Here is a 25,175-nt window from a genome sequence, read left to right on the forward strand (position 1 = left end):
ACAACTGATTCTGCAAGGCCGGATATGATAGGGATATAAAGGGTGTTGACTCAGTCAGCACCCTTTATAGTTGTGCAACATGTTAAAAAAATCATTTGAAATAATAATAGGGATCGGATAATTATTATATGTTCTGTAAATATGACTTCCTATGGGACATGGGAAGAGCAGAATTGGTTGGCTTGGCGCCACCTTCTCCCTATTTATAGGTGGCGGACCAAGAGGGAGTGGAATCATACGTATGAAAAAAGTATGATGAACTTTCTAGTTTATTATATTGGCAAACAAGGCTGTAGAGGATTTGGCTCAGGAGACCTTTGTCTGGGCTTTTGTGAAACAAAGGGGATAAGACACCAGCTGGAACATAGGAGACAGCCTCTTGGCTGTTTTTAATTCAAAAATACTGGCGCTTCAGGTTAATGTGGCTTTTACAGGAGTAAGATCGTGATGGCCGATTTATCGTTTAGATTAGTCAGTTTATAAAGAAAGGACCAAGCAAGTTTCGCTTGGTCCTTTTGTTTTCTATTTATTAAGATTAAGCAGTCGGACCGCCAAGTTCTTCAATTTCACTTGGAACGTTTCCGAATTTTTTAAAGTTTGCACGGAATTGAGCAGCAAGAGCTGTTGCTGTTTGTTTATATGCAGCAGGATCTGCCCAAGTCTTGATTGGTTGAAGCACTTCGTCAGGAACACCAGGAACATGAAGTGGAATATCCAAACCGAAGATATCGTCTTTGATAGTCTCGATGTTTGCTAATTCGCCTTCAAGTGCTGCTTGTACCATTGCACGAGTGTAAGCAAGTTTCATACGGCTACCAGTTCCGTATGCACCGCCAGTCCATCCAGTGTTGACAAGGTATACTTTTGCGCTATGCTCGTCAATTTTATCTCCAAGCATTTCAGCATAGCGTGTAGCAGGAAGAGGTAAAAATGGTGAACCGAAGCATGTTGAGAATGTAGCTTCTGGTGAAGTTACTCCTCTTTCAGTACCAGCCAATTTACTTGTGTACCCACTTAGGAAATGGAACATTGCTTGTTCTTTAGAAAGTTTGCTGATTGGAGGCAGTACGCCTGAAGCATCAGCAGTTAAGAAAATGATTGTATTTGGGTGTCCTGCGATACTTGGGTTCACGATGTTATCAATCGCTTGCATTTGGTATGCAGCACGAGTGTTTTCTGTTAATGAACTATCATCGTAGTTTGCTTCACGTGTTTCCGGATCAACAACTACGTTTTCCAATACGGCACCGAAACGGATGGCATCGAAAATTTGCGGTTCTTTTTCACGTGAAAGGTTAATTGTTTTTGCATAGCAGCCGCCTTCGATGTTGAATACACCGTTAGAAGACCAGCCGTGCTCGTCATCACCAATCAGTTTGCGATTAGTGTCTGCAGATAAAGTTGTTTTACCAGTACCAGACAGTCCGAAGAATAAAGCGACATCTCCTTCACGTCCTACGTTAGCAGAGCAATGCATTGGAAGGATTCCAGCCTCTGGAAGTAGGTAGTTCATGATTGAGAAGATCGATTTTTTCATTTCACCTGCATATTCCGTTCCACCGATTAAGATAGTACGGCGTTCAAATGAAACGATGATGAATGTTTCGGATTGAGTTCCGTCCACTTCTGGATCTGCTTTGAAATTAGGTGCAGAAAGAATCGTGAATTCTGATTCGTGACCTCTTAGTTCTTCTTCATTTGGACGGATGAACAAAGTGTGAGCGAAAAGATTATGCCAAGCATATTCATTTACAACTTGGATAGGAAGACGTGATGTTTCGTCCGCGCCAGCAAAACCTTTGAAAACAAAGATCTCTTCTTTTGCTTTTAGGTAGTCAACTACTTTATTATATAGTTTATTGAATACTTCTTCAGAGATTGGTTGGTTTACGGAACCCCAATCTACTTTGTCTTTCACAGAAGCTTCGTCTACGATATATTTATCTTTAGGTGAACGGCCAGTATATTTGCCTGTTTCAGCTTTTACTGCGCCAGTTGATGTCAGAACGCCTTCGTTTCTGCTTAATACTTTTTCAACCAATTGGGGAACTGAAAGTTGAGTTTGCACATTATTTCCTGCCAATAATTGGTGTAACTCATTAGAAACATCTACAGAATTCATATATGAGGTACCTTCCTTTGTTTTAAGTTTTTATATTACAATTAGTATAACACATTCACTTAAATAGTCTATACTATTTATTTTTTTTGTGATATTTTTTATATGGTTTCCTTAATCATTTTTTAAAATGCGTTATGAACCGAGTTCGGGTTCCTGCATATACTTGAATGGAGGAATCTGAACTGGGTGGTGTAATTAGGAAGAAAGCCCATTATCAAGATTAGAATCTTGATCGAATGGGTCTCGTTTCAGGAATATAAAAAAGGTTTTATTCTTTTATTCAATAGGAAGAAATTAAGAAAAGAACAACTTGCTATTACATCAAAAAGCAAAATCCTAAAAAGTTATTATGCGGTTCGAAGTCAGATTTTTCAAGTTCTTTTATCTATGGTAATTTTCTACATTTTCGTTTGTTTTCTACATCGAAAATCCAATAATGACAGAGGATTAGCACATTTTTTATCGTGAAAGCTGTGATGGGTAAAAATGTTCTTTTTCGAAAAGCATTGACAGAATCCGACCAAATACGATAATATCTTAAATTGTACGGATTCTCTTATCCCGAGTTGGTGGAGGGACAGGCCCTTTGAAACCCAGCAACCTGCCATATTGAACTTGACTCCAAGATCAATCGCCGAAAATAAAGCGATAGTTCTTCAAGGAATAGTGGTGATGGTGCTAACCTGAGCAAGGTAAAAAACCCTTGAACGATAAGAGTGAAAGGATAGATGACAGAATTTTAAACCTTTCCTCATTTGCCAGGGAAGGTTTTTGTGTTTTTTAGTAATTCTGTGTCTATAGTTGAAGCTAATAAGGGAAAACGAGTTCCGTAAAAAAATCAGGCTTTTGCCTACAACATACTAACTTCCAAGGAGGAAATATGATGTCAAAGAAACGTCTATTTACTTCTGAATCTGTTACAGAGGGCCATCCGGACAAGATTTGTGATCAGATTTCAGATTCCATTTTAGATGCTATCCTTGCTAAGGATGCAAATGCACGTGTTGCGTGTGAAACAAGTGTAACAACAGGTCTTGTACTTGTTGCTGGTGAAATTACAACGTCCGCTTATGTGGATATTCCACGTATCGTTCGTGATACGATTGCAGGAATTGGTTACACACGTGCGAAATACGGTTTCGATGCTGAAACTTGTGCCGTATTGAGTTCTATTGATGAGCAATCTGCTGATATCGCAGCTGGCGTAGACAAAGCGTTGGAAGCTCGTGAAGGAAATATGTCAGATGAAGAAATCGATGCAATCGGTGCAGGGGACCAAGGGCTTATGTTCGGTTTTGCTTGCAATGAAACAGAAGAGCTTATGCCACTTCCGATTTCATTAGCTCATAAACTTTCATTCCGCTTGTCTCAAGTTCGTAAAGATGAAACGCTTGCTTACTTACGTCCTGATGGTAAAACACAGGTAACCGTGGAGTATGATGAAAATAATCAACCTGTAAGAGTTGACACAATTGTTATTTCAACACAACATGATCCAGAAGTAACTCTTGAGCAAATTCAAGCTGACTTAAAAGAACATGTGATTAAAGCAGTTGTACCAGCTGAATTAATCGATGCTGGGACTAAGTACTTCATTAACCCAACTGGCCGTTTTGTAATTGGCGGACCTCAAGGGGATGCTGGTCTTACTGGACGTAAAATCATCGTTGATACGTACGGCGGATACGCTCGTCACGGTGGCGGTGCATTCTCCGGTAAAGATGCTACAAAAGTTGACCGTTCTGCGGCATACGCTGCTCGTTACGTTGCGAAAAACATCGTAGCTGCTGGCCTTGCTGACAAAGCGGAAGTACAATTGGCATACGCAATTGGTGTGGCAGAGCCTGTATCAATCTCGATTGATACATTCGGAACAGGAACAGTAAGCGAAGAAGTACTAGTTGATCTAGTACGCGCTAACTTCGACCTGCGTCCAGCTGGTATCATCAAAATGCTTGATCTTCGTCGCCCAATCTACAAACAAACAGCTGCTTACGGACACTTTGGCCGTACAGATGTTGATCTTCCTTGGGAACGCACAGATAAAGCTGAAATTTTAAAAGCACAAGCGTAATCAAATAAAAGTAAAAGGTGCCTCGCAACTAGCGAGGCACCTTTTTCAATTGTGAAATGGATTAAATTTGTCGACTAAGGGAATAATTCAAGAAATCCTATTTAAACCAGCCATTTAGTTTTTTTACTCGTGAATTATGTAGTTTTTTACTCGTGAATTTTAGTTTTACTCGTGAGTTTTAGTTTTTACTCGTGAGTTATGCAAGTTTACTCGTGAGTTTACATGAATTATTTAATGCGTTCTGCATGTTTATAGTATTGTCCTTTTTCAGCATATTCTCGGACGATACGTTCCATATCCTTGCGATCTTCATCGTTAATTTCGCGTACGACTTTAGCTGGACGGCCGAATGCCAATGTGTTTGGTGGTATGACTTTGCCTTGGGGAACAAGACTTCCAGCACCGATAAAAGCTCCTTCCCCGATCTCTGCTGCATCAAGTACAATCGACCCCATGCCGATTAGAGCTCCTTTACGAACTTTGCAGCTATGTAAAATAACCTGATGGCCGATGGTTACTTCGTCCTCAATAATTAATGGATTATTTGGACTTTGGTGAAGAACGCTGTTATCTTGTACACTTACTTTATTACCGATTATTGTAGGGGCTACGTCGCCACGTATAACGGTATTAAACCAGATTGACGTTTCGTCGCCGATTTTCACATCACCTGTCACGACTGCATTTTCAGCAATATAAGCGCTTTCAGAGATTTCAGGTTCTTTACCTTTAAATGGATAAATAATCATTTTTAATCATTTCCTTTCCGAAGTAGATGTTTTTATGTATTATTTTAATATACCGTATGTAAATAGACTTGGCTATTTATAATAAAAATGTAGAACTTGTTAGACTTCCTTTTTGTCGAAAATCATGAATATGGTTATAATTTATATATATTATTTTTCAGCTATCATTGATCGTATACAACAAGAGAAAAGTGAAAGGGGGATTTCGAATGTGGAAATGGGAGACAGAAGGAGACGCAAAAGGCGTCATTGTCATCATTCATGGGGCAATGGAGCATCACGGCCGATATAAGTGGGTAACACAAATGTGGCTTTCAGCCGGATATCATGTTGTCATGGGCGACCTTCCTGGGCAGGGGATGACAACTCGTGCCTACCGGGGACATATCGATTCCTTTGACGAATATTTAGACGAAGTAAAAAGCTGGATAGAAGATGCCTACGAATATTCGCTGCCAGTCTTTTTGCTTGGACACAGCATGGGTGGTTTGATTTCGATACGCTTACTTCAGGAAGAAGAGTGGGATATTGCAGGGGTGATTTTATCTTCACCATGTCTGGGCCTCGTGACGAAGCCCCGCAAGTTCTTAACAGCCATTTCGCATGGTTTGAACCTCGTGATGCCTAAGTTCAGAGTCGATTCCGGCTTAACTCCTGAAATGGCTACGAGAAGTTCTGAAGTCCGTGAATCAGATAAAAATGATACATTATACATTACAAAGGTTTCGATTCGCTGGTATCGTGAGCTTGCACAGGCTATGAAGGATGCATTTGAAGAGATTCCTGAATTTCAGGATGTGCCTCTTTTGTTGATGCAAGGCGGAGATGACCGAATCGTGAATAAAAAGGCGGTTCGTGAGTGGTTTAATTATAACTTGGCTAGTGAAAAACAATACAAAGAATGGCCAAAACTGTATCACGAAATCTTCAACGAACCAGAGCGGGATGACGTATTCCAATACGCATTGAGTTTTGTTGAAAATCGTTTAAAAATATTAGGGTATGTTGTTTGAAGGTACATACTGCTGGATAAATATAAAAAGCTGCTGAAGCGATTATCAGCAGCTTTTTTGTTTTATCCAGCGTTTGTAAGTAATTCGTTCGACTTAATGACGGGTGCCCAATAAGTAACCGGATACATAAATTGGTTCAAGTGTGTAAGCTCTTTTTTATTGGATAAGGCAGCAGACAAAAGGTAAATTGATTTGAAGCTTAAGTCATTCGCGAATAGGTCTAAGAGGGTCGCCTTCATATTCATGATCTCTTCATGTCCTTGAGTGGAAATCACTAAATCGAGTTGAGGCAGGAATTTATCAAAATGATTTTCAAACTGTTTCAGGTCTTCTACCGTTGTTTGTTTCTCTGTTAATGAGTTAAGGGAGCTGACAAATTCTCCATATTCCTCACTTGTGTCTCGTTTGATTTTTTCAGTCAATATATCTGTCAGTATTGCAGTCGACAAATGTTCCATTTTTCTGCACCTACTTATCTGTTTTTAATCATTATAATAGTTATAGACTAAAAATTCAAAAAGTTCTGTTTGGTAATATTTTAAGATAATTTGTTTGCAATAAGAATAGTATCCCTTTAACAAGGGGATGAATATATCTCAACTTATCTAAGGGGAAAGGTGTTCAAAGTAAATGTAATCTAGAGCGAATTTAGTAATGACTGCTTTTTTTGTTCATTCTTATCAGGAAGTTTGCTTTAACAAAGAGGAAAAAAATCATATTTTTTGGTAATAGTCACTGGCTTGCCCTGTAACATGTGTACTATTGCTTACTCATAACACATGGGAATGATTTTCGATGAATATGAAAAACACCGTTTTAATGAACGGTGTTAATTGTGGTTATCTCTTTTCAATTGCCACTATGAATGGCGGATTATTGGTTTGATTAATGAAGTCATATTTCAGGACATGGGCTTTTTGCTGAGGGAGATCCTGAACATAGTGTAATAATGCGTCCCGTTCCGTAGCACCTTCTGGATGACCGTGATAGATGACGAGGATGATGATACCTTCGGGAGCCATCATTTCGAAAAGCTGTTCAATTGCAGATATCGTTGTATTAGCTTGGGTGACGATTGATTTGTCTCCACCAGGAAGGTAGCCCAGGTTAAAAATAGCTCCAGTAATATTCCCAAAATGTTCTTTGCTGATGTATTTGTTCATCTGCTCGTGTCCGTCATGAACAAGAGTGCAGCGTTCATGCATACTTTCAGCCTTCAGTTTAGCTGCTGTGATTTGAATGGCATCTTCTTGGATGTCAAAACTATAGACATGCCCTTTTTCACCAGTTAGTCCTGCAAGAAAGACAGTGTCAAAGCCGTTGCCCATAGTGCCGTCAACGGTAATGTCCCCGGGTTGAACTGCTTTTTCAAGCAGAAGTTTTGCGAATGGCAAAATGCGATCCAGCTTCATCGTGATGGTACCTCCATATGATAATTTTTCCCCTGCCAGCTGTTGCGGCGTTTCAATTCGGCATCAATAGCATTCAATACATCCCATTTATTGACGCTCCACATCGGGCCAATCATCAAATCAATCGGACCGTCTCCAGTTATGCGGTGAACGATCATTTCAGGAGGGATTATTTCCAACTGATCACAAACAAGATTGACATAATCGTCTCGGTCAAGAAATTCAAGCTGGCCCTTTTCATATTGCTTGACCATGGGCGTCCCTTTTAATAGATGAAGTAAGTGAATCTTAATGCCCTGCACATCTAGTTTCGCGACTTCACGAGCTGTTTCCATCATCATTTCGTAGTCTTCTTGAGGAAGGCCATTAATGATGTGGGAGCAAACTCGAATGCCATGTTTGCGCAGTTTATCAACGCCTTCTTTGTAGCAATCAAAATCATGAGCACGGTTGATCATCGTGGCGGTTTTTTCATGAACGGTCTGCAGGCCAAGCTCCACCCAGAGGTAAGTGCGCTCGTTCAGTTCCGCTAAATATTCGACTACATCATCTGGCAGACAGTCCGGCCGTGTTGCAATGGAGAGGCCGACGACACCCTCTTGAGTCAGTACGCTTTCGTATTTTTCACGAAGCTCTGCCACGGGTGCATGCGTATTCGTGAACGCTTGGAAATAGGCCATATACTTTCCGTCTTTCCATTTATGATGCATTCGTTCACTGACTTTCTTAAACTGGACGTCGAGCGGCTCAACGCGGTTACCTGCAAAGTCTCCCGATCCAGAGACACTGCAGAAGCTACAGCCTCCATGTGCGACGGTGCCATCACGGTTCGGACAGTCAAAACCGCCGTCTAGAGCAACCTTAAAAACTTTATGTCCAAAGTGATTGCGTAAGTGATAATTCCAAGTATGATATCGTTTGTTATCCGATGCATATATAAACGGGTTTGCTTGATTCAAGTCAGCAACCTCCTAAGAATAATAAAGCGCAACATATATTATACAACATTCTGGCAGCTAGGTCTTTTTTCTAAAAATAAGCGTATAATGTATACTTGAAGGTTAAACATTGGCTACTAATGCCAGTATATCTAGTGAATGATAAATCCAATCGGGAGCTGATGGACATGACTGGTCAAGTTGAAGAAGCAATTAATCAAATGAAAAAGAAATTAGCCGAAAATAATCAGGTGATCGAAGTAAATGAAGATGGGTTTATATATAAAGCCACTTGTACCTTCAATTCACCTGCCTCGGACGAACAAATTCATTCCTTTGAACAGAAAACTGGATTGCTGCTGCCCGATGATTATAAAGAATTTTTGAAAATAACGAATGGATGCCGTCTGTTCGATAACCTCGAATCCGGGGGAGAAAATGATTTATACAGCCTGGATGATATTATTAATTACACATATGAAGACTCCTACGAAGGATGTTATAAGATTGCCTGCATCTATCAAGATAATATCGTGATTGATGGGGAAGCCGTTGCGAAAGGCGATAAGAATTATTTAATGGTAAAAGGACATATAGACGATTTTGAAGAAGGCGAGAAACTTCATATGGGCTTTGCCGAATGGATTGATCAGTTTATTTCCCATCAAGGAGAGAAATTTTGGGATAAATAATGATTCCTCAAAAAAACTGATAATCCACTCGTTATTTGCTCAAACTAATCGAGATGATTCCGAATCATCCAAATGAGACGCGAAGGAGAGGGTTTGAAATGGCCACCAGACAATCCATCGATCATTTTTTAGAGCAATGTGAAGGGGCTCTCCATTTTGCAGAGTTTGAATTTAACGAGGCCTCACGGCAGGAGCATTATGATGATGAACAATTTCAAAATTCGCAAAGATATATCGAAGAGGCTTTGACGGATATGGAACGATTGTATGCCAGTTCGAATGCCCAACAACGAGATATGCTTGCTCGGATGCAACAGCAGTTGAATGAACTGAAAAATGAGATGATTTTACTGCGTCATTAAAGTAAGAATGGGGGCTATGGATGCATAGCCTCCTATTTATTTTCGAACGATTTTTCTCAAATATGCATATATAATGAGAAACCTGTTGATAATGTTGGTGAACGGCTATTGCAATTATCGGTAAAATTGACTAGAATGTAATATAATCAAATATTCTCATAAAGACTATGATGAGGAGCAGTAGCGATTAGAACCAGTATAGAGAGTTGACGGATGGTGCAAGTCAACCTGGAATGATTGTGAACTCGCCTTGGAGTTACAGGTGTGAAGGTAATAGTAATGCCTGGCGTTTAATCCATGTTACGGATGTTTGAGCTGGGCGGTTTTTTAAGTATCGCCAATGTGGGTGGTACCGCGGGAAGATATACATAATCCTCTCGTCCCTATTTGGGATGAGGGGTTTTTTTATTGTTTTTTTATACGGAAATTAGGAGGAAATCAAATGAGTTTTGACCATAGAAGTATAGAAACAAAATGGCAACAGTATTGGGAGGGCAATAAGACATTTAAAACGGGGGAAGAGAGCGGAAAACGTAAATTCTACGCGCTTGATATGTTCCCATACCCATCAGGAGCGGGTCTTCATGTTGGGCATCCTGAAGGTTATACGGCAAGTGATATTTTAGCAAGAATGAAACGGGCGCAGGGGTATAATGTGTTACATCCAATCGGCTGGGATGCTTTTGGACTTCCGGCAGAGCAGTATGCGATTGATACGGGGAATGACCCAGCGGAATTTACGGAACACAACATCAACACATTCCGCCGTCAAATCAAGGCGCTTGGTTTCTCTTATGACTGGGACCGCGAAATCAACACGACCGACCCTGAATATTATAAATGGACGCAATGGATCTTCTTGAAATTATATGAAAAGGGTCTTGCTTATATTGATGAAGTAGCTGTGAACTGGTGTCCGGCACTTGGCACGGTTTTGGCTAACGAAGAAGTCATCGATGGAAAAAGTGAGCGTGGAGGCCATCCGGTTGAGCGCCGTCCGATGAAGCAGTGGATGCTTCGAATCACAGCTTATGCAGACCGTTTGATCGACGATTTGAATGATGTGGATTGGCCGGAGAACATTAAGGATATGCAACGTAACTGGATTGGCCGTTCTGAGGGAGCGGAAGTGACGTTCAATATCGATGGCCACGATGAAACATTCACGGTGTTTACGACTCGTCCGGATACTTTATTCGGTGCAACGTATGCTGTATTGGCTCCAGAGCATTCATTTGTTGATAAAATTACGACTACGGAACAAAGATCTGCAGTTGACGCATATTTAGATGAAGTGAAACATAAAAGCGACTTGGAAAGAACAGACTTGGCAAAAGATAAATCAGGCGTGTTCACAGGGGCTTATGCAATAAATCCAGTCAATGGCGAGAAAATGCCGATCTGGATTGCTGATTACGTGTTAATCAGCTACGGAACGGGTGCTATCATGGCCGTTCCTGCGCATGATGAACGTGATTATGAATTTGCTGTTAAATTCGAATTGCCAATTAAAGAAGTTGTAGCTGGTGGAGATGTGACAAAAGAAGCATACACAGGCGACGGTCTTCATGTGAATTCTGAATTCCTAGATGGATTGAATAAAGAAGAAGGCATTTCAACCATGATCAAATGGCTGGAAGAAAAAGAAATCGGCACGAAAAAAATCACGTACCGTCTTCGCGACTGGTTATTCAGCCGCCAACGTTACTGGGGTGAACCGATTCCAATCATCCATTGGGAAGATGGCACGATGTCCGCAGTGAAAGAAGAAGAACTACCATTGATTTTACCGAAAGCAACAGACATCAAGCCTTCAGGCACTGGTGAATCACCGCTTGCGAACATTGCAGAATGGGTGAATGTAACGGATGAAAACGGACGTAAAGGCCGCCGTGAGACGAATACAATGCCACAATGGGCAGGTAGCAGCTGGTACTTCCTTCGTTATATTGATCCGGACAACACTGAAGCACTTGCAGATCCGGAAAAATTAAAAGAATGGATGCCAGTCGACATTTATATTGGCGGTGCTGAGCATGCAGTTCTTCACTTATTGTACGCTCGCTTCTGGCATAAATTCTTGTACGATATCGGTATCGTACCAACGAGTGAACCTTTCCAAAACTTATTCAACCAAGGAATGATCCTTGGAGAGAATAATGAAAAAATGAGTAAATCAAAGGGCAATGTCGTAAACCCAGATGACATCGTTGAAAGCCATGGTGCCGATACACTTCGTATGTACGAAATGTTCATGGGACCATTGGACGCTTCCATTGCTTGGTCGACAAACGGATTGGACGGTTCGCGCCGATTCCTTGATCGTATCTGGCGTTTACTAATTAGCGAAGACGGCACGATTACAGATAAAATGGCTGATACTGATGACAGCGGAAAGCTTGAAAAAGTGTATCATCAAACGGTAAAAAAAGTGACCGAGAACTATGAAGAATTGAAATTCAATACGGCGATTTCACAGCTGATGGTATTTATCAATGATGCCTACAAAGCAGATGCGCTTCCTAAAGAATATATCGAAGGCTTCGTGAAATTGCTTGCGCCAGTTGCACCGCATATCGCCGAAGAACTTTGGTCTAAACTTGGCCATTCTGAAAGCATCACATACGGAACATGGCCAGCGTTTGACGAAGCTAAGCTAGTCGACAACGAAGTTGAAATCGTCATCCAAATCAACGGAAAAGTCAAAGCCAAATTAATGGTTCCAACTGACACAACGAAAGAAAAACTAGAAGAAATTGCGATGGGCGATGACTCCATCAAAGAACAAATTGATGGCAAAACCATCCGTAAAGTCATTGCTGTACCAGGAAAACTAGTCAACATTGTCGCAAACTAAATAGTTGAGAGCTGGCCCGCATGTCTTGTGCAGGGTCAGCTTTTTTTTCATGAGCAGAAATAAAACTGAAATTCGACATATTTTGTGATTTCTATGATAAAAGTCGATTTCCGGTATTAAATATCAGATTTTGAAATCATCAACTAGTTATTGGAAGCCTAAGTGAATTTCATTTAATATTTTTGAGGAAAATACTGTTTTTGGACATTTAGAGATTGCTTAATTGGTACATGTGAACCATTTTTCAGCAAAATGTTCAGTAATATCAAGCATTTTTTATGAAAAAGGGAAAAAATTGGTTGATAAAATTTTACAGTATGATAGTTTGGTATAGTGATGTAATTTTTTACTATTTATTGGAGGCGAAACTGTGAAATTTAAGAGTGTAAGTCGATTTACAGCGTTTGTACTTATTTTTGCACTGATTTTCAGCTTGATGGTTCCACAACAATCTCAAGCTGCACCAAATCCTGTATCACCCATTGAGAACGTAAAACCGATTAAAAATGGAGATACTTTAGTCGGGAAGTTTGAAAAACCGGATGTTCAATGGTACCAAATTAAACCGACAGCAGAAGAAATACAAAAATTCTCCCATATTGAGTTCGAAGTCAATTCGGAGCAAATCTTGAATATTTCCGTTTATCAAGATAAAGAAAAAGCAGAACAAGATGAGAGTAATTACATGGCCTCTGCTTATCCTGATGAAAAGGCTGTTGTAGATTTCCCATATGCTTGGGAAGGCACGTATTATGTTAAAGTTGAATATTTTGGTGAAACGGATGAAGAGGGAAATCCTATACCAGAAGCTAAAAATGAAGCTGAGTACTCTATCAATGCTCATTCTGTAACGCTACCGCCATCCGCTGGGGACGAAGAGATGGATCTCGAATCATGCCCAGTTGAAGTAAGCGTAACCGATAAGAAAACGGGAGAATCTATGTTGAAAACACTTCGCGTGTTTAGAGACGAAGTTCTCACGAAGTCATCTGAGGGACGTAGCCTTTCATCTTTATACTATAAAGCCTCTCCATTCCTAGCTCTTCATTTGGCTAGTAATAAAACATCTAGAGAAGCTGTCTATAATCATTTAGTCGTCCTTAAGCCTCTAATTGAGGATCTTAATGAAAATGGAGTAAGCAGTACGGCAGTCATTAGCAACAAACAGCAAGAAGCGATTAAAGCATTATTTAATAAGACAGCAGACGTCGCTCCAGCTGGATTGAAAAAAGAAATGAACAGCATTGCAAAGAAAATCAACCTTGATAAGCTTGCAGGTGAGAGAATCGTCGATATCGCAAGCAAAGCAGGAATTGAACTTCCAACTTCGAAGAATACAAAGAACAAATATATTGTCAAACTTAAACCTGGGAAGTCTTTAAGTTCAGTCCAATCCAAGGTACAAGGAAAAGGATATGGAACATTATCGACACCTAAGAAACAAGAGGTTCTGTATGATGATATGTACGTTGTTGAGTTAAAGAATCAAGCTAAAATGAGCACAGCAGCTCTATCGAATATTGAGAAACTTCCAGAAGTGGAATATATCGAAGCGGTTAAAACGTACAAAGCACTTTCAGCCGATATTCAGTCACCGTATCAATGGTCTTTAAATAACCCCGGTGGAGAAGAGGGCTATAAGGGAGCAGACATCGATAACGAAAAACTGCAAAACCTTATTAAGAAACGTAATTTAAAGGATACATTAGTAGCAGTTGTTGACACAGGTGTTGATGATTCCCTGGCGGATTTGAAAGATACAGTTCGCATGGATTTAGGAAAGAACTTCATTGATAAAAAAGGAAATGCCGTTGATGACAATGGTCACGGTACCCATGTTTCTGGGATTATCGCTGCCAAAGCTGATAATGGGTATTCCATGCAAGGAATTAATCCAGTAGCTAAAATCATGCCTGTGAAGGTTCTCGATTCTTCAGGATATGGAGACATGGAGAAAATTGCATTAGGCATTAAATATGCTGTGGACCATGGCGCCAAGGTGATAAATCTTAGCTTAGGTGGAGAATACAGCAGAACAATTGAACATGCTTTGAAAGATGCTGCTGCCAAAAATGTAATGGTTGTCGTAGCAAGCGGTAATGATGGGATGGAAGGTCTTTCTTACCCTGCATCTTCTAAATATGTCATTTCCGTCGGTGCAACCAATGCCCTTGATTTAGTATCGGATTATTCTAATTATGGCGCGAAATTAGACATGGTTGCTCCAGGGACAGGCATTCCAAGCCTTGTACCGAATGGGAATGTTACCTACATGGATGGTACATCAATGGCAGCTCCTCATGTTGCTGCAACTACTGCCTTGTTATTATCCGGGAATCCTGGTTTGAAATTAAATGATGTAAGAGAAATTCTTCACGAGACATCCGAATATGTTGCTTTTGAAGAAGAAGATAATGTAGATCCGTATGAGGACTACCAACCTGAGGAAGGTGGAATCCAATATCCAGTAGAAGAATTACCTATTGGAAAAGATATCGTATCGGGATTTGGAAGACTGAATGCTTATAGTGCACTTAGTACAGTGGATTTACAAGCTAAAGTTAATCCATTAATTGATACGCAAACAAAAATTGCAGGATCAGCAAAAAAAGGTTCGACAATCGAAGTGAAAAATGGAAAGCAAACGCTTGGTAAAACGACAACTGCAGCCAATGGAACGTTCAGTATTAAGATTCCAGTCCAAAAAGCAAGTCAACTTCTTACTGTGAATATATCTGATTCTTCCAAACTAGCAGTCTCTTCAATCAAAGTGTTTGTGAAGAAGGGTGAAACACCTAATAAGCCAACTGTTAAGGCTGTCAGTGACAAAGATACGTATGTAACTGGTCAATCGCAAGCCGACATGAAAATCACGATCAAAAATAATGCAAAAAAAGTAATTGGTTCAGGCAACACGGATAGCAAGGGGAATTTTAAAGTAAAAATCAGCAAACAAAAAGCGGGGACTAAGCTTTCAATCACAGCTACAGACTTGGCAAAGCGTGAAAGTAAAGCAGCAACCGTGACTGTAATTGATAAAACAGCTCCAGGTGCACCGAAAGTGAACGAAGTAAACGACAAATCCACCAACGTAACTGGTAAAGCGGAAATCGGTTCGACTGTTACGGTGAAGTACCAAAACAAAAATATCGGCACAGCTAAAGCTGATAAAAATGGAAAATTCTCTATTAAAATTAGCAAGAAAAAAGCAAGTTCTGTATTATACGTCTCAGCTAAAGATAAAGCTGGCAATACAGGGAAAGCAGCAAAAGTAACGGTTAAAGATAAAACAGCTCCAAGTGCACCGAAAGTGAATGAAGTAAACGATAAATCCACCAACGTAACTGGTAAAGCGGAAATCGGTTCAACTGTTACGGTGAAGTATCAAGATAAAAATATCGGCACAGCTAAAGCTGATAAAAATGGAAAATTCTCTGTTAAAATCAGCAAGAAAAAAGCAGGTTCTGTATTATATGTCTCAGCAAAAGATAAAGCTGGCAATACAAGTAAAGCAGCAAAAGTAACGGTTAAGAAGTATAAAAAATAAAAAGTAAAGCCGTTTAACATTTATGTTAAACGGCTGTTTTTTGTTTGGGCGGCGTTACTGTTTATACCCTTCTATTACAAATGATATAAAAACAAAAATATCAATGTCATACTAGTTAATTCGATTTGAAATACAAAAAACTATTGAGAAAGCAAAAATTTAGACATATTGTTTTTTGACATTCTCTTTCACTACATTTAGTTTTCTGCATCAAGCGCATACCAAGTGGGTTATTGACATGACCTTTGAAATAACCCAAGTGTCAAAAATTCGGGATATAGTTCAGGGCGTTTTTTTTGTGCATTTTATCAAAAGGCATTAGGAATCAAACTGATTATAGCAAGATTCATTATTTTATATGATATCTAGGGCGGGATTTACGGGGGTCATTAAATCCGCCTTTTATTTGGTGTCCGAGAGAGCTTGCAATGACTACTGTCGCAAAGAAAAGGATGAGCTTCTTCAATTTAAAAATCTTCTTTCTATTTTTTTATTTTAAAAGATTACACTTAGAAATCTTTTTCTTCAATAGACTTTTTAAAGATGTTGAAAAATTGTCACAAACCTATCTTAGATGAATCCTCAACTTACTCAGCATCTGGTGAAATAGGTGCATCAGTAGGAAATGCTAAACTTTCAGGTTCAAACCCAATTGGTCTAAAACCCCGTGCTGTAGCTTCTACTTCAGCAAAGAGTGGCACCGCTTCATCTCTTAGAGCTAAAGTAGACGTTAACAATAATGGAACTAGCACTTCTACAACTGGATGGGCACAACAAAGTAATACAAGTAAAGTAAGTACATCGAAACTTGTTGCGTCAACAGAAAAAGCACAATTCCATGGCAGTCATCAAATCAAGAAGACTAAGACATCGGCATGGCAGGTTAGAACTACAAATATAAAATTCTAAAATACTTAGCAATTTTTTATAGATTTAGTAGCCAAATCTTTCTTGTCTTCTTTCAAGAATATAAAAATGATTGCTATTATAGCTAACAATAAAGTGCGGGCTATGGATTACAATTAAAAAAATCCAATAGTGAAGAAGATAGCCAACTCAACGGTCAAATTTCAATGGAAACACCACAAGATAAATTGGAGATAGAATTCAATAACAGAGGGAATACTGGACAATATATCTTAAAAGTATTTTATGATTATGAGGAAATTAAGTTTAAAGCTGGAGATGAAGAAGAGTACAATCCGTCATATACATTTCAACTAGAAAGTTTAAAATCCATTAATATCCCCTTGAATCTTACAAAAGATATAAAAAAGGATAATAAATCACATAAAATCACAGTAGGAGTGTATGCTTCTCCTGAAAAAAATGCTAAAACTATAAAAGCTATGACCAATACATTTGGAGTAACAATAGATTACGAGCTTGTTTTCAATGAAGGTGAAGGGAAAATTTCATTAATTCAAAAACCTTCTAATCCAATGAAAATTATGGATGTGCAATTTCAAGGAATAATGATAAATAATGATTTTAAAAGTGATAATCAGGCGATGTTTCCTCCATATTCATTGAAAGTTAAAAAAGGGGAAAAAGTAAAACTTGCATATAGAGCAGGAGGATATCAAGACGTAGAAGACTATTTGATTTTATCGATGTTAGACTGGAATCAAATTAATATGGATGAAAAAACATATTTGTTATTAAAAAATGAACCAACAAAACTAGGATATGGAACGTTTCACATCATAGCACCAAATAAACCAGGACTATATGAATTTACAAGTTTTATAATACCTGACCCAACTAAGAATAAAAATGAAAATAATTTTTTCATGGCTGAAACTGCCTATAGATTTACGATAGAAGTTGAAGAATAACAATTATTAGATATTAAAAAAAGACAGCCGAGGATGCTGTCTTTTTTTCTGTATAAGGGAGGTTAGAATCTCGAACTGTATGGTAGAAGTAAATTTAATCAATAGAAATAGAAATAACCTTTACGAAAACTCTTAAAGTTAATAACCTAACCTTTAGGGGAGAACGAATGAAAGAACATGGCTAATGAACATCTTAGATACCCCTAGATTCAGATCTAAAAAGCTTATTTAGTAAATTCACTTCTCAGAAGATAGACAACATCGTAATCTTTTAATTCGTTTATGTGACTATCCATATCATTATAAAAATCCGTAGAAAGAGAATGCATGCCTTCATGTCCGCTTGAATAGCAAATACTCGCTAATACGAGCTTGTTTGTTTTCAACATATTTATCGTTTCAATACTGCCGGTTACGATGGAATCTTTCTCTTCAATCTTTTCTAAATAAGTAGCTGTAGACACACCATCATCACTTTGAATACTGATATTAAACATCGATAGATTTTGTTTTTCGGGCGTTTTAGATGTTGTAAAGATGATCGTACCATTATCTTTAATCCCAGTTGTCATGAGGCCCATTTCATCTTCAACAAGTTTGCCAGCTTCATATTTTTCGACCCAAACGGACATCTTCTTATATGTATCATCAACATCAAAATCGATAAGAAAGGAGTGTTCACTTGTATTCGTAAGGATGGACTTTTCTCTTTCGGTCAACTTAGAAACAGAAAGAGAAGTCTCAGATTTCGGTTCAGCATTCTTACAGGCAACTAAAGAAAATGAGAGCAGGGATATCATGATTGATAGAAATACTTTTTTTATTATTTTCTCCCCCAAAATTTAATTCGTAATCCAATAATAAACAATTATTTAATATTATAACATATTAATGGAGCTCATCTGTCCCATAGTTTGCAATTGAAACTACTGGACCCAGCAATTTAACGGAAAGTGAGAAAAAGGCAAGCGGACACCCATTCGGTGCACTTACCTTTTTTGTGTTTAGAATTGTTGGGAAAGAGCCTTATTAGCTACATTCACGTCATTTTGAAGCAGTTGATTAAAGTCATAAGCAGGATATAGGTTTCTTTCGTATAGATAGTTGAAAATTTTGGCATGGTTATCAATAGCTCCATTTAAATGCTTTTTAAATACTTTTCGAAGGGAAGGAGTGGCCGTTTCAGTTAAGGCAGTAGCATAATTGTTGATAGATGATTTGGCCAAGCCTAGCAAATCTCCGGCAGCCGTGGCTGATATATTGTCTCTTTGTTCCTCCTCCTCATCATCCCTCTCTGTTTTAGGTGCCAACGGATAAAATTTTAGCAACTCCATAATATTTTGAGTTAGTGTATCAATCATTTGCTTGTAAATCGTTTTTAAAATGGGATCTTTTACTTTTGGATAAGCTTTTTTCAATTTCATAAGTGCATTGGACTGGGCGGCGACCAATTCATGAAGTTCAAGTGTTTCGTGCCAAGCAAGGTGTGAATGAGTGGGTTTCATATAAACTCCTCCTGAACAAATAATCTTGATACGTTATTCGTAAAGTGGGCTCTTGGTAAGTTGTCTTTTGAAAAAAGATGAGTAAAATCGTCCAGCATTTTAGCTTAGATTACTTATCGAGAAACGCTTTCCGTTTTTTCAACGGCAAGCTTGATCAAACTCCGAAATAAAGGCAGAACAAGAAAAAGACAGTGGTCTCGGCAACTCAGGATTGAAATCCTGCGTGCATCGGTTAACTGTCTTTTTACCTCAAATTTCCTATCTTCAATCACACTGATCTACTGATCATTAATCCAATTGACTAAATTGCCAGTTTTGGAAGAAGGGTGATTTTTCAAAAGTTCCATCATTTCAATCACATATTTAATCCATTTTCAATATACTCTCAATATTGAAGTGGAAATAGGCTATGCAAGAGCTATGCATTGAGTAAGTATCATTCATTTATATTATTCTGAAATAATTATTGGTACTGCTCTAGAATCGAGAAAAACTTTTTGACAAACTGATAAAATACCTTTTCGGAAGGAGCCAAATCCCTGTTTTTAGGTGTGATGATACCAACTGTCCGCTTGACGTCAGGTATATCAATCGGGATTTTTACAGTTAGTCTGGGAATTACTTCATAAAAGGTACTGTCAGGTAGAAGGCTGACTCCGATTCCCGCTGATACGAGTCCTTTTATGGAATCCATATCTTCACCTTCTGAGGCAATGATCGGTGTGAATCCTGCTTGCTTGCATGCATCGATTGCTATGCTATGGAGAATATATCCTTTTGGAAACAATACGAATGGAACGTCTCGTAAGTCGCTAAGTCGCAAACTCTTCTTATCAGCTAATGGATGAGAGATGGGAAGTAAAGCAGAAATGTTTTCTGTGAATAAAATATGGCCTTCGATATCTGGATCTTGTGTTGGAACTGGGCCAAGAAAGGCTAATCCGATTTCGCGGTTTTTGACAGCTTCCTTTAATGCGGAATACGAACCCTGTCTTAAGTGGAACCCGATATTCGGCTGCTCATCTTTAAATGCGGAAATAACGGTAGGTAATAATTGGGTGGAGAGACTTGTAGGAAAGCCGATCTTAATTGTTCCATGTTCAGGGTCTAAAAATTCTTCTATTTGATCTTTTGCATATTCTATCGCCTTTATTGCCGTTTTTGCATGGATTAAGAATATTTTACCAATAGGAGTTAACTGAATATTACGGCCTGCTTTTTCAAATAAAAGGACCCCAAGTTCATCTTCTAGTCTGGCGATCTGCCGGCTGATTGCTGATTGTGCGATATGCAGGTGCGCTGCGGCTTCAGAGACATGTTCTCTTTCAGCGACTTCAACAAAATAACGTAATTGACGTAGTTCCATTTATTCATCCTCCATTTATCCATCTCAATATGAGATGGATTTTAATAGAATTATATATTGTTTATATTGATTTGAAAACCTAGAATTAAATGTAAGTGAAATAACGGTATAAGAATACGATGGGGGCGATTAATATGACATACAATCAAATACCAAAGGCACAAGGTCTCTACCATCCTGAATTTGAACATGATGCATGTGGGATCGGTTTATACGCTCATTTAAAAGGGCTTGCTACACATGACATCGTCAAACAAGGACTAAAGATGCTGTGTCAATTAGATCATCGTGGAGGACAAGGAAGCGATCCCCTTACAGGAGATGGCGCAGGATTAATGGTGCAAATTCCTGATAAATACTTCAGACTGGCATGCCCGGAAATGAATTTGCCAGCTAAAGGGCGCTATGGTGTGGGGATGCTCTTTTTCTCAAACAATGATTTGGAACGGAATGAGATTGAAGCACGTCTAAATGCATTTATAGAACAAGAGGGACAAACGCTTTTAGGCTGGAGAACGGTTCCCGTCGATGTAGCAAAAATCGGAGAGGTCGGCAAGGAGACATGTCCGACGATCCGCCAAGTATTCATTGGGGCTAGTGAGGAGATATCCGACGATTTAGCTTTTGAACGTAAACTATTCATTATTAGAAAACAAGCCGAAAACTGGGCTCGTGAACGTGGTAATCGTTTTTATTTTGCTAGTCTTTCAAGTACAACGATTGTGTACAAAGGATTGTTGACACCAGAGCAGGTAGATGCTTTTTATCTTGATCTTCAACAAGAGGATTTTGTGTCGGCTTTTGCTTTAGTGCATTCCCGCTTCAGTACAAATACATTTCCAAGTTGGGAACGGGCACATCCAAACCGTTACCTGATTCATAATGGTGAAATCAATACACTTAGAGGAAATGTAAACTGGATGAAAGCGCGTGAACAGCAGTTTGTTTCAGAAGCATTTGGAGATGATTTGCAAAAGGTCCTTCCTATATTAGATATAGATGGAAGTGATTCTTCGATTCTTGATAATGCACTTGAGTTCTTCGTACTTGCAGGTCGTAAACCGGCGCATGCAGCCATGATGCTTATTCCTGAACCATGGACGGAAAACCCACATATGACGAAGGAAAAGAAGGCTTTTTACGAATATCATAGCATGCTGATGGAACCGTGGGATGGTCCAACGGCGATTTCCTTTACGAACGGGAAACAAATTGGAGCCATTTTAGATCGTAATGGTTTAAGACCAGCACGATATTATGTGACCAAAGATGATTACATCATTTTCTCCTCTGAAGTCGGCGTGATCGATGTGGAGCCGGAGAATGTATTATATAAAGATCGTTTAAGCCCAGGTAGAATGCTTTTACTAGATTTAGAGGAAGGCCGCATTATTTCAGATGAAGAAATCAAATCCGAAATGGCACAGGAATATCCCTACCAGCAATGGCTGGATGAGCAGCTTGTTCAATTAAATAACGAAGAACATGTGGTTGAAGAGGAACTGTTGTCTGATTTGCTTTTCCGACAAAAAGCGTTTGGCTATACGTATGAAGATGTTCAAAAATATCTACTGCCGGTTATTAAGGAAGGTAAAGATCCATTAGGTTCCATGGGGAATGACATCCCGCTTGCGGTCTTATCTGACCGTCCGCAATCGTTATTCAACTATTTCAAGCAATCCTTTGCACAGGTAACCAATCCGCCAATCGATTCGCTTCGTGAGCAAATTGTCACGTCAACGATGACTTTCTTAGGTGCGGAAGGAGATCTTCTGAAGCCAAATGAAACAAATAGCCGCCGGATTCAATTGGATTCACCTGTTTTGACGCCAGGTCAGATGAAGCAGCTAAAAGAAAATGTATATCCGGAATTCAAAAGCAAGGTCATTCAAACTCTATTTTCAGAAGATTTAGAGAGCGAACTGGATCGAATCTGCCGTGAAGCAGAACAAGCGATTGCTGAAGGTGTTAGTCTCTTAATTTTGTCTGACAAAAATATGAGCAAAGAAAAGGCTGCTATACCTTCCTTGTTGGCTGCGAGCGCCCTTCATCAAGAGCTTATTCGTCATGGAAATCGTACGAAAGTGAGCATTATCGTTGAAACAGGAGAAACAAGGGAAGTGCATCACTTTGCGGCACTTATCGGGTATGGGGTAGATGCCATTTATCCGTATCTTGCCTTTGAAACATACAAGCAGGCTGTATCAGAAGGCAGTTTATCCATCAGCTACGAAGAAACGGTAAACAAATACGTTCGCTCCTTAACAGAAGGCATCGTAAAAGTGATGTCGAAAATGGGTATTTCAACGATTCAAAGTTATCGCGGAGCTCAAATTTTCGAAGCGGTAGGAATCAGTGCAGATGTGATTGAACGTTATTTCAGTGGTACGGCTTCACAGCTTAGCGGGATTGAGCTAGAAACTATCGCAGAAGAAGCGTTAATTCGTCACCAAAATGCTGCAGCAGATTCTTATGATCAGACGCTTGAAAGCGGAAGTGACTTTCAGTGGAGAAAAACAGGGGAACATCATGCTTTCAACCCCAAAACGATTCATACACTTCAATGGGCTTGCCGAAAAGGTGACTACAGTTTATTTAAACAATATTCAAACTTGGCGAATGAAGAGAGACTCGGGTTTTTACGTAATTTATTCTCATTCGATCAGAAGCGCCAAAGTATCTCTATAGATGAAGTGGAATCCGTAGAATCCATCGTCAGCCGATTTAAAACAGGGGCGATGTCATTTGGCTCTTTGAGTCAGGAAGCACATGAAACATTAGCGATTGCGATGAACCGTTTAGGCGGAAAAAGCAATAGCGGTGAAGGCGGAGAACATCCAAGCCGATATCAATTGGATGAAAACGGTGATAACCGCCGCAGTGGGATTAAGCAAATTGCATCTGGGCGTTTTGGTGTGAAAAGTCATTACCTTGTCAATGCAGATGAGCTTCAAATTAAAATGGCGCAAGGTGCGAAGCCAGGTGAAGGTGGTCAGCTGCCGGGGAACAAAGTCTATCCGTGGGTTGCTGAAGTTCGTGGCTCTACACCGGGTGTTGGTCTGATTTCACCACCACCACATCATGATATCTACTCGATTGAAGATTTGGCACAGTTAATTCATGATTTGAAAAATGCAAATCGCGATGCACGGATCAGCGTCAAGCTTGTTTCTAAAGCAGGTGTTGGCACGATCGCAGCAGGTGTGGCCAAGGGTGCTGCAGATGTTATTGTTATCAGTGGATATGACGGCGGTACAGGTGCTTCGCCTAAAACGAGTATTAAACATACAGGTCTTCCTTGGGAGCTAGGCCTTGCAGAAGCACACCAAACGTTGATGCTGAACGGCCTGCGTAGTCGTGTAATCCTTGAGACAGATGGAAAGTTAATGACGGGACGCGATGTAGTTATGGCAGCGATCCTTGGGGCGGAAGAGTTTGGTTTTGCAACTGCACCACTTGTTGTCCTTGGATGTGTAATGATGCGTGCTTGCCATTTGGATACATGTCCGGTCGGAGTTGCCACGCAAAATCCTGAGCTCCGCAGTAAATTTGCAGGAGATCCGGATCATGTTGTAAATTTCATGCGCTTCATCGCTGAGGAAGTTCGTGAAACAATGGCTGAGCTTGGTTTTAGAACATTGGAGGAAATGGTTGGCCGCACCGATGTTTTACAAGTGAGTGAACGCACTCAAAAGCATTGGAAAGCTAAACATCTGAACTTAACGACACTTCTTTTCCAACCAGAGGGCATTCGTACTTTCCAACGTCCTCAAAATCATAAAATTGAAGAATCCTTAGATATTCGGGAGATCTTACCGGCTGTGCAACCTGCTTTAGATGATCAATCCCAAGTGGATGTTAGCTTCCCGATTACGAACGTGAACCGTGTAGTCGGAACGATTGTCGGTAGTGAAGTATCCAAACGTTATGGAGAAGAAGGGTTGCCTGAAGATACGATTACACTCCGTTTCACAGGATCAGCAGGCCAAAGTTTTGGTGCATTCATTCCCAAAGGCATGTCGATGTATTTGACAGGCGATGTCAATGACTATGTTGGGAAAGGTTTATCCGGCGGTAAAATCATTGTCACGGCACCAACTGGTAATCAGATTGAGGCAGGAGATAATGTCATTGCCGGAAATATCGCCTTATACGGCGCAACAAGCGGCGAAGCATACATTAATGGCCGTGCTGGAGAACGCTTTGCGGTTAGGAACAGCGGTGTCAATGTCGTTGTTGAAGGAATCGGCGACCACGGCTGTGAGTATATGACAGGCGGGCGAGTGGTAATTCTAGGGGATGTCGGCAAAAACTTTGCTGCAGGTATGTCAGGCGGTATCGCTTATGTACTTGCAGATAATGCAGAAGAATTTAAGGCATTATGCAATGTAGAAATGATAGAATTCGAGACACTTGAGGATATAAATGATGTGAACGAAGTAAAAGAAATGCTCCATAGCCATCTACATTATACAGAGAGCGCCAAAGCTTCTTATGTACTGGAGAATTGGGACGATTTCGTTAAGAAATTTGTAAAAGTCATTCCAAAAGATTACAAACGGATGATGAAAAGTATCGAAGAGCAAAAGCATGCAGGTCTGACGGACGAAGAAGCGATTATGAGTGCATTTCAAGCAAATGCCGTTCAAGATAAAAAAACCACAAAACAAGCTGTGATGCAGTAAGGAAGGGGAGAGAAA

General features: G+C 39.7%; 17 protein-coding genes, 1 riboswitch and 1 other annotated feature. Of the genes, 9 read left to right on the forward strand and 8 right to left on the reverse strand.

The genetic code is table 11. The features are described 5' to 3' along the window. Window positions 1-535: 535 nt before the first annotated feature. A complete protein-coding gene (gene pckA / locus JFU24_RS19855; protein WP_201186987.1) occupies window positions 536-2,122 on the reverse strand; it encodes a phosphoenolpyruvate carboxykinase (ATP) in 1,587 nt (528 codons plus the stop codon). 553 nt (window positions 2,123-2,675) lie between these two features. Further along, window positions 2,676-2,839, forward strand: a riboswitch (SAM riboswitch). 163 nt (window positions 2,840-3,002) lie between these two features. Between pckA and metK the strand changes: the two genes are divergently transcribed. Next, window positions 3,003-4,196 (forward strand): methionine adenosyltransferase, encoded by a 1,194-nt coding sequence (gene metK / locus JFU24_RS19860; protein WP_201186985.1) that lies wholly within the window; start codon window positions 3,003-3,005, stop codon window positions 4,194-4,196. A gap of 227 nt (window positions 4,197-4,423) precedes the next feature. On the opposite strand, the gene JFU24_RS19865 is transcribed toward metK, so the two are convergent. Beyond that, window positions 4,424-4,942, reverse strand: a complete 519-nt coding sequence (locus JFU24_RS19865) for a gamma carbonic anhydrase (protein ID WP_056521272.1) — start codon at window positions 4,940-4,942, stop codon at window positions 4,424-4,426. Window positions 4,943-5,154: 212 nt separating this feature from the next. Here JFU24_RS19865 and JFU24_RS19870 point away from each other — a divergent pair, with 212 nt between their 5' ends. Continuing rightward, complete coding sequence (locus JFU24_RS19870) at window positions 5,155-5,958, forward strand: alpha/beta hydrolase (RefSeq protein WP_201186983.1); 804 nt, start codon at window positions 5,155-5,157, stop codon at window positions 5,956-5,958. A gap of 62 nt (window positions 5,959-6,020) precedes the next feature. On the opposite strand, the gene JFU24_RS19875 is transcribed toward JFU24_RS19870, so the two are convergent. From JFU24_RS19875 to JFU24_RS19885, 3 genes are all read right to left on the reverse strand, one after another. Then, the gene (locus tag JFU24_RS19875; RefSeq protein WP_056521175.1) at window positions 6,021-6,416 is read right to left on the reverse strand and encodes a hypothetical protein; all 396 of its coding nucleotides are present in this window, start codon (window positions 6,414-6,416) and stop codon (window positions 6,021-6,023) included. Window positions 6,417-6,797: 381 nt separating this feature from the next. Continuing rightward, window positions 6,798-7,370: a tRNA (mnm(5)s(2)U34)-methyltransferase gene (locus JFU24_RS19880; protein WP_057215376.1), complete on the reverse strand. Its 573-nt coding sequence runs from the start codon at window positions 7,368-7,370 to the stop codon at window positions 6,798-6,800. Continuing rightward, window positions 7,367-8,329: a TIGR01212 family radical SAM protein gene (locus JFU24_RS19885; protein ID WP_201222854.1), complete on the reverse strand. Its 963-nt coding sequence runs from the start codon at window positions 8,327-8,329 to the stop codon at window positions 7,367-7,369. Before JFU24_RS19885 ends, JFU24_RS19880 begins: the two co-directional genes overlap by 4 nt. Before the next feature lie 167 nt (window positions 8,330-8,496). Here JFU24_RS19885 and JFU24_RS19890 point away from each other — a divergent pair, with 167 nt between their 5' ends. The 6 genes from JFU24_RS19890 to JFU24_RS19915 all read left to right on the forward strand — a co-directional run bounded on the left by JFU24_RS19890 (window position 8,497) and on the right by JFU24_RS19915 (window position 17,604). Continuing rightward, window positions 8,497-9,000 carry an SMI1/KNR4 family protein gene (locus tag JFU24_RS19890; protein WP_201250324.1) on the forward strand — a complete coding sequence of 168 codons (504 nt, stop codon included), beginning with the start codon at window positions 8,497-8,499 and terminating at the stop codon, window positions 8,998-9,000. A gap of 98 nt (window positions 9,001-9,098) precedes the next feature. Continuing rightward, on the forward strand, window positions 9,099-9,362 hold the full coding sequence (locus JFU24_RS19895) for a DUF2524 family protein (protein WP_201186978.1): 264 nt from the start codon (window positions 9,099-9,101) through the stop codon (window positions 9,360-9,362). Window positions 9,363-9,520: 158 nt separating this feature from the next. Continuing rightward, window positions 9,521-9,750, forward strand: a binding site (T-box leader). A 54-nt stretch (window positions 9,751-9,804) separates the two neighbouring features. Continuing rightward, window positions 9,805-12,219, forward strand: coding sequence for a leucine--tRNA ligase (gene leuS / locus JFU24_RS19900; protein ID WP_201186976.1), 2,415 nt, complete (start codon window positions 9,805-9,807; stop codon window positions 12,217-12,219). Window positions 12,220-12,589: 370 nt separating this feature from the next. After that, on the forward strand, window positions 12,590-15,766 hold the full coding sequence (locus tag JFU24_RS19905; protein ID WP_201250325.1) for an Ig-like domain-containing protein: 3,177 nt from the start codon (window positions 12,590-12,592) through the stop codon (window positions 15,764-15,766). 546 nt (window positions 15,767-16,312) lie between these two features. After that, a complete protein-coding gene (locus tag JFU24_RS19910; RefSeq protein ID WP_201250326.1) occupies window positions 16,313-16,675 on the forward strand; it encodes a hypothetical protein in 363 nt (120 codons plus the stop codon). Window positions 16,676-16,839: 164 nt separating this feature from the next. Beyond that, window positions 16,840-17,604, forward strand: a complete 765-nt coding sequence (locus JFU24_RS19915) for a hypothetical protein (RefSeq protein ID WP_201250327.1) — start codon at window positions 16,840-16,842, stop codon at window positions 17,602-17,604. A gap of 224 nt (window positions 17,605-17,828) precedes the next feature. On the opposite strand, the gene JFU24_RS19920 is transcribed toward JFU24_RS19915, so the two are convergent. The 3 genes from JFU24_RS19920 to JFU24_RS19930 all read right to left on the reverse strand — a co-directional run bounded on the left by JFU24_RS19920 (window position 17,829) and on the right by JFU24_RS19930 (window position 20,475). Continuing rightward, window positions 17,829-18,443, reverse strand: coding sequence for a hypothetical protein (locus JFU24_RS19920; protein ID WP_201250328.1), 615 nt, complete (start codon window positions 18,441-18,443; stop codon window positions 17,829-17,831). A 165-nt stretch (window positions 18,444-18,608) separates the two neighbouring features. Beyond that, a complete protein-coding gene (locus JFU24_RS19925; RefSeq protein WP_201222863.1) occupies window positions 18,609-19,109 on the reverse strand; it encodes a spore coat protein in 501 nt (166 codons plus the stop codon). A gap of 463 nt (window positions 19,110-19,572) precedes the next feature. After that, on the reverse strand, window positions 19,573-20,475 hold the full coding sequence (locus JFU24_RS19930; protein ID WP_201250329.1) for a LysR family transcriptional regulator: 903 nt from the start codon (window positions 20,473-20,475) through the stop codon (window positions 19,573-19,575). 134 nt (window positions 20,476-20,609) lie between these two features. On the opposite strand from JFU24_RS19930, the gene gltB reads away from it, so the two are divergent. Beyond that, entirely contained in the window at window positions 20,610-25,160 is a 4,551-nt protein-coding gene (gltB, locus tag JFU24_RS19935) for a glutamate synthase large subunit (RefSeq protein ID WP_201250330.1), read from the forward strand. Window positions 25,161-25,175: the final 15 nt, after the last annotated feature.

It is taken from the genome of Peribacillus sp. TH27 (genome assembly GCF_016650915.1).
Classification (GTDB): domain Bacteria; phylum Bacillota; class Bacilli; order Bacillales; family DSM-1321; genus Peribacillus; species Peribacillus butanolivorans.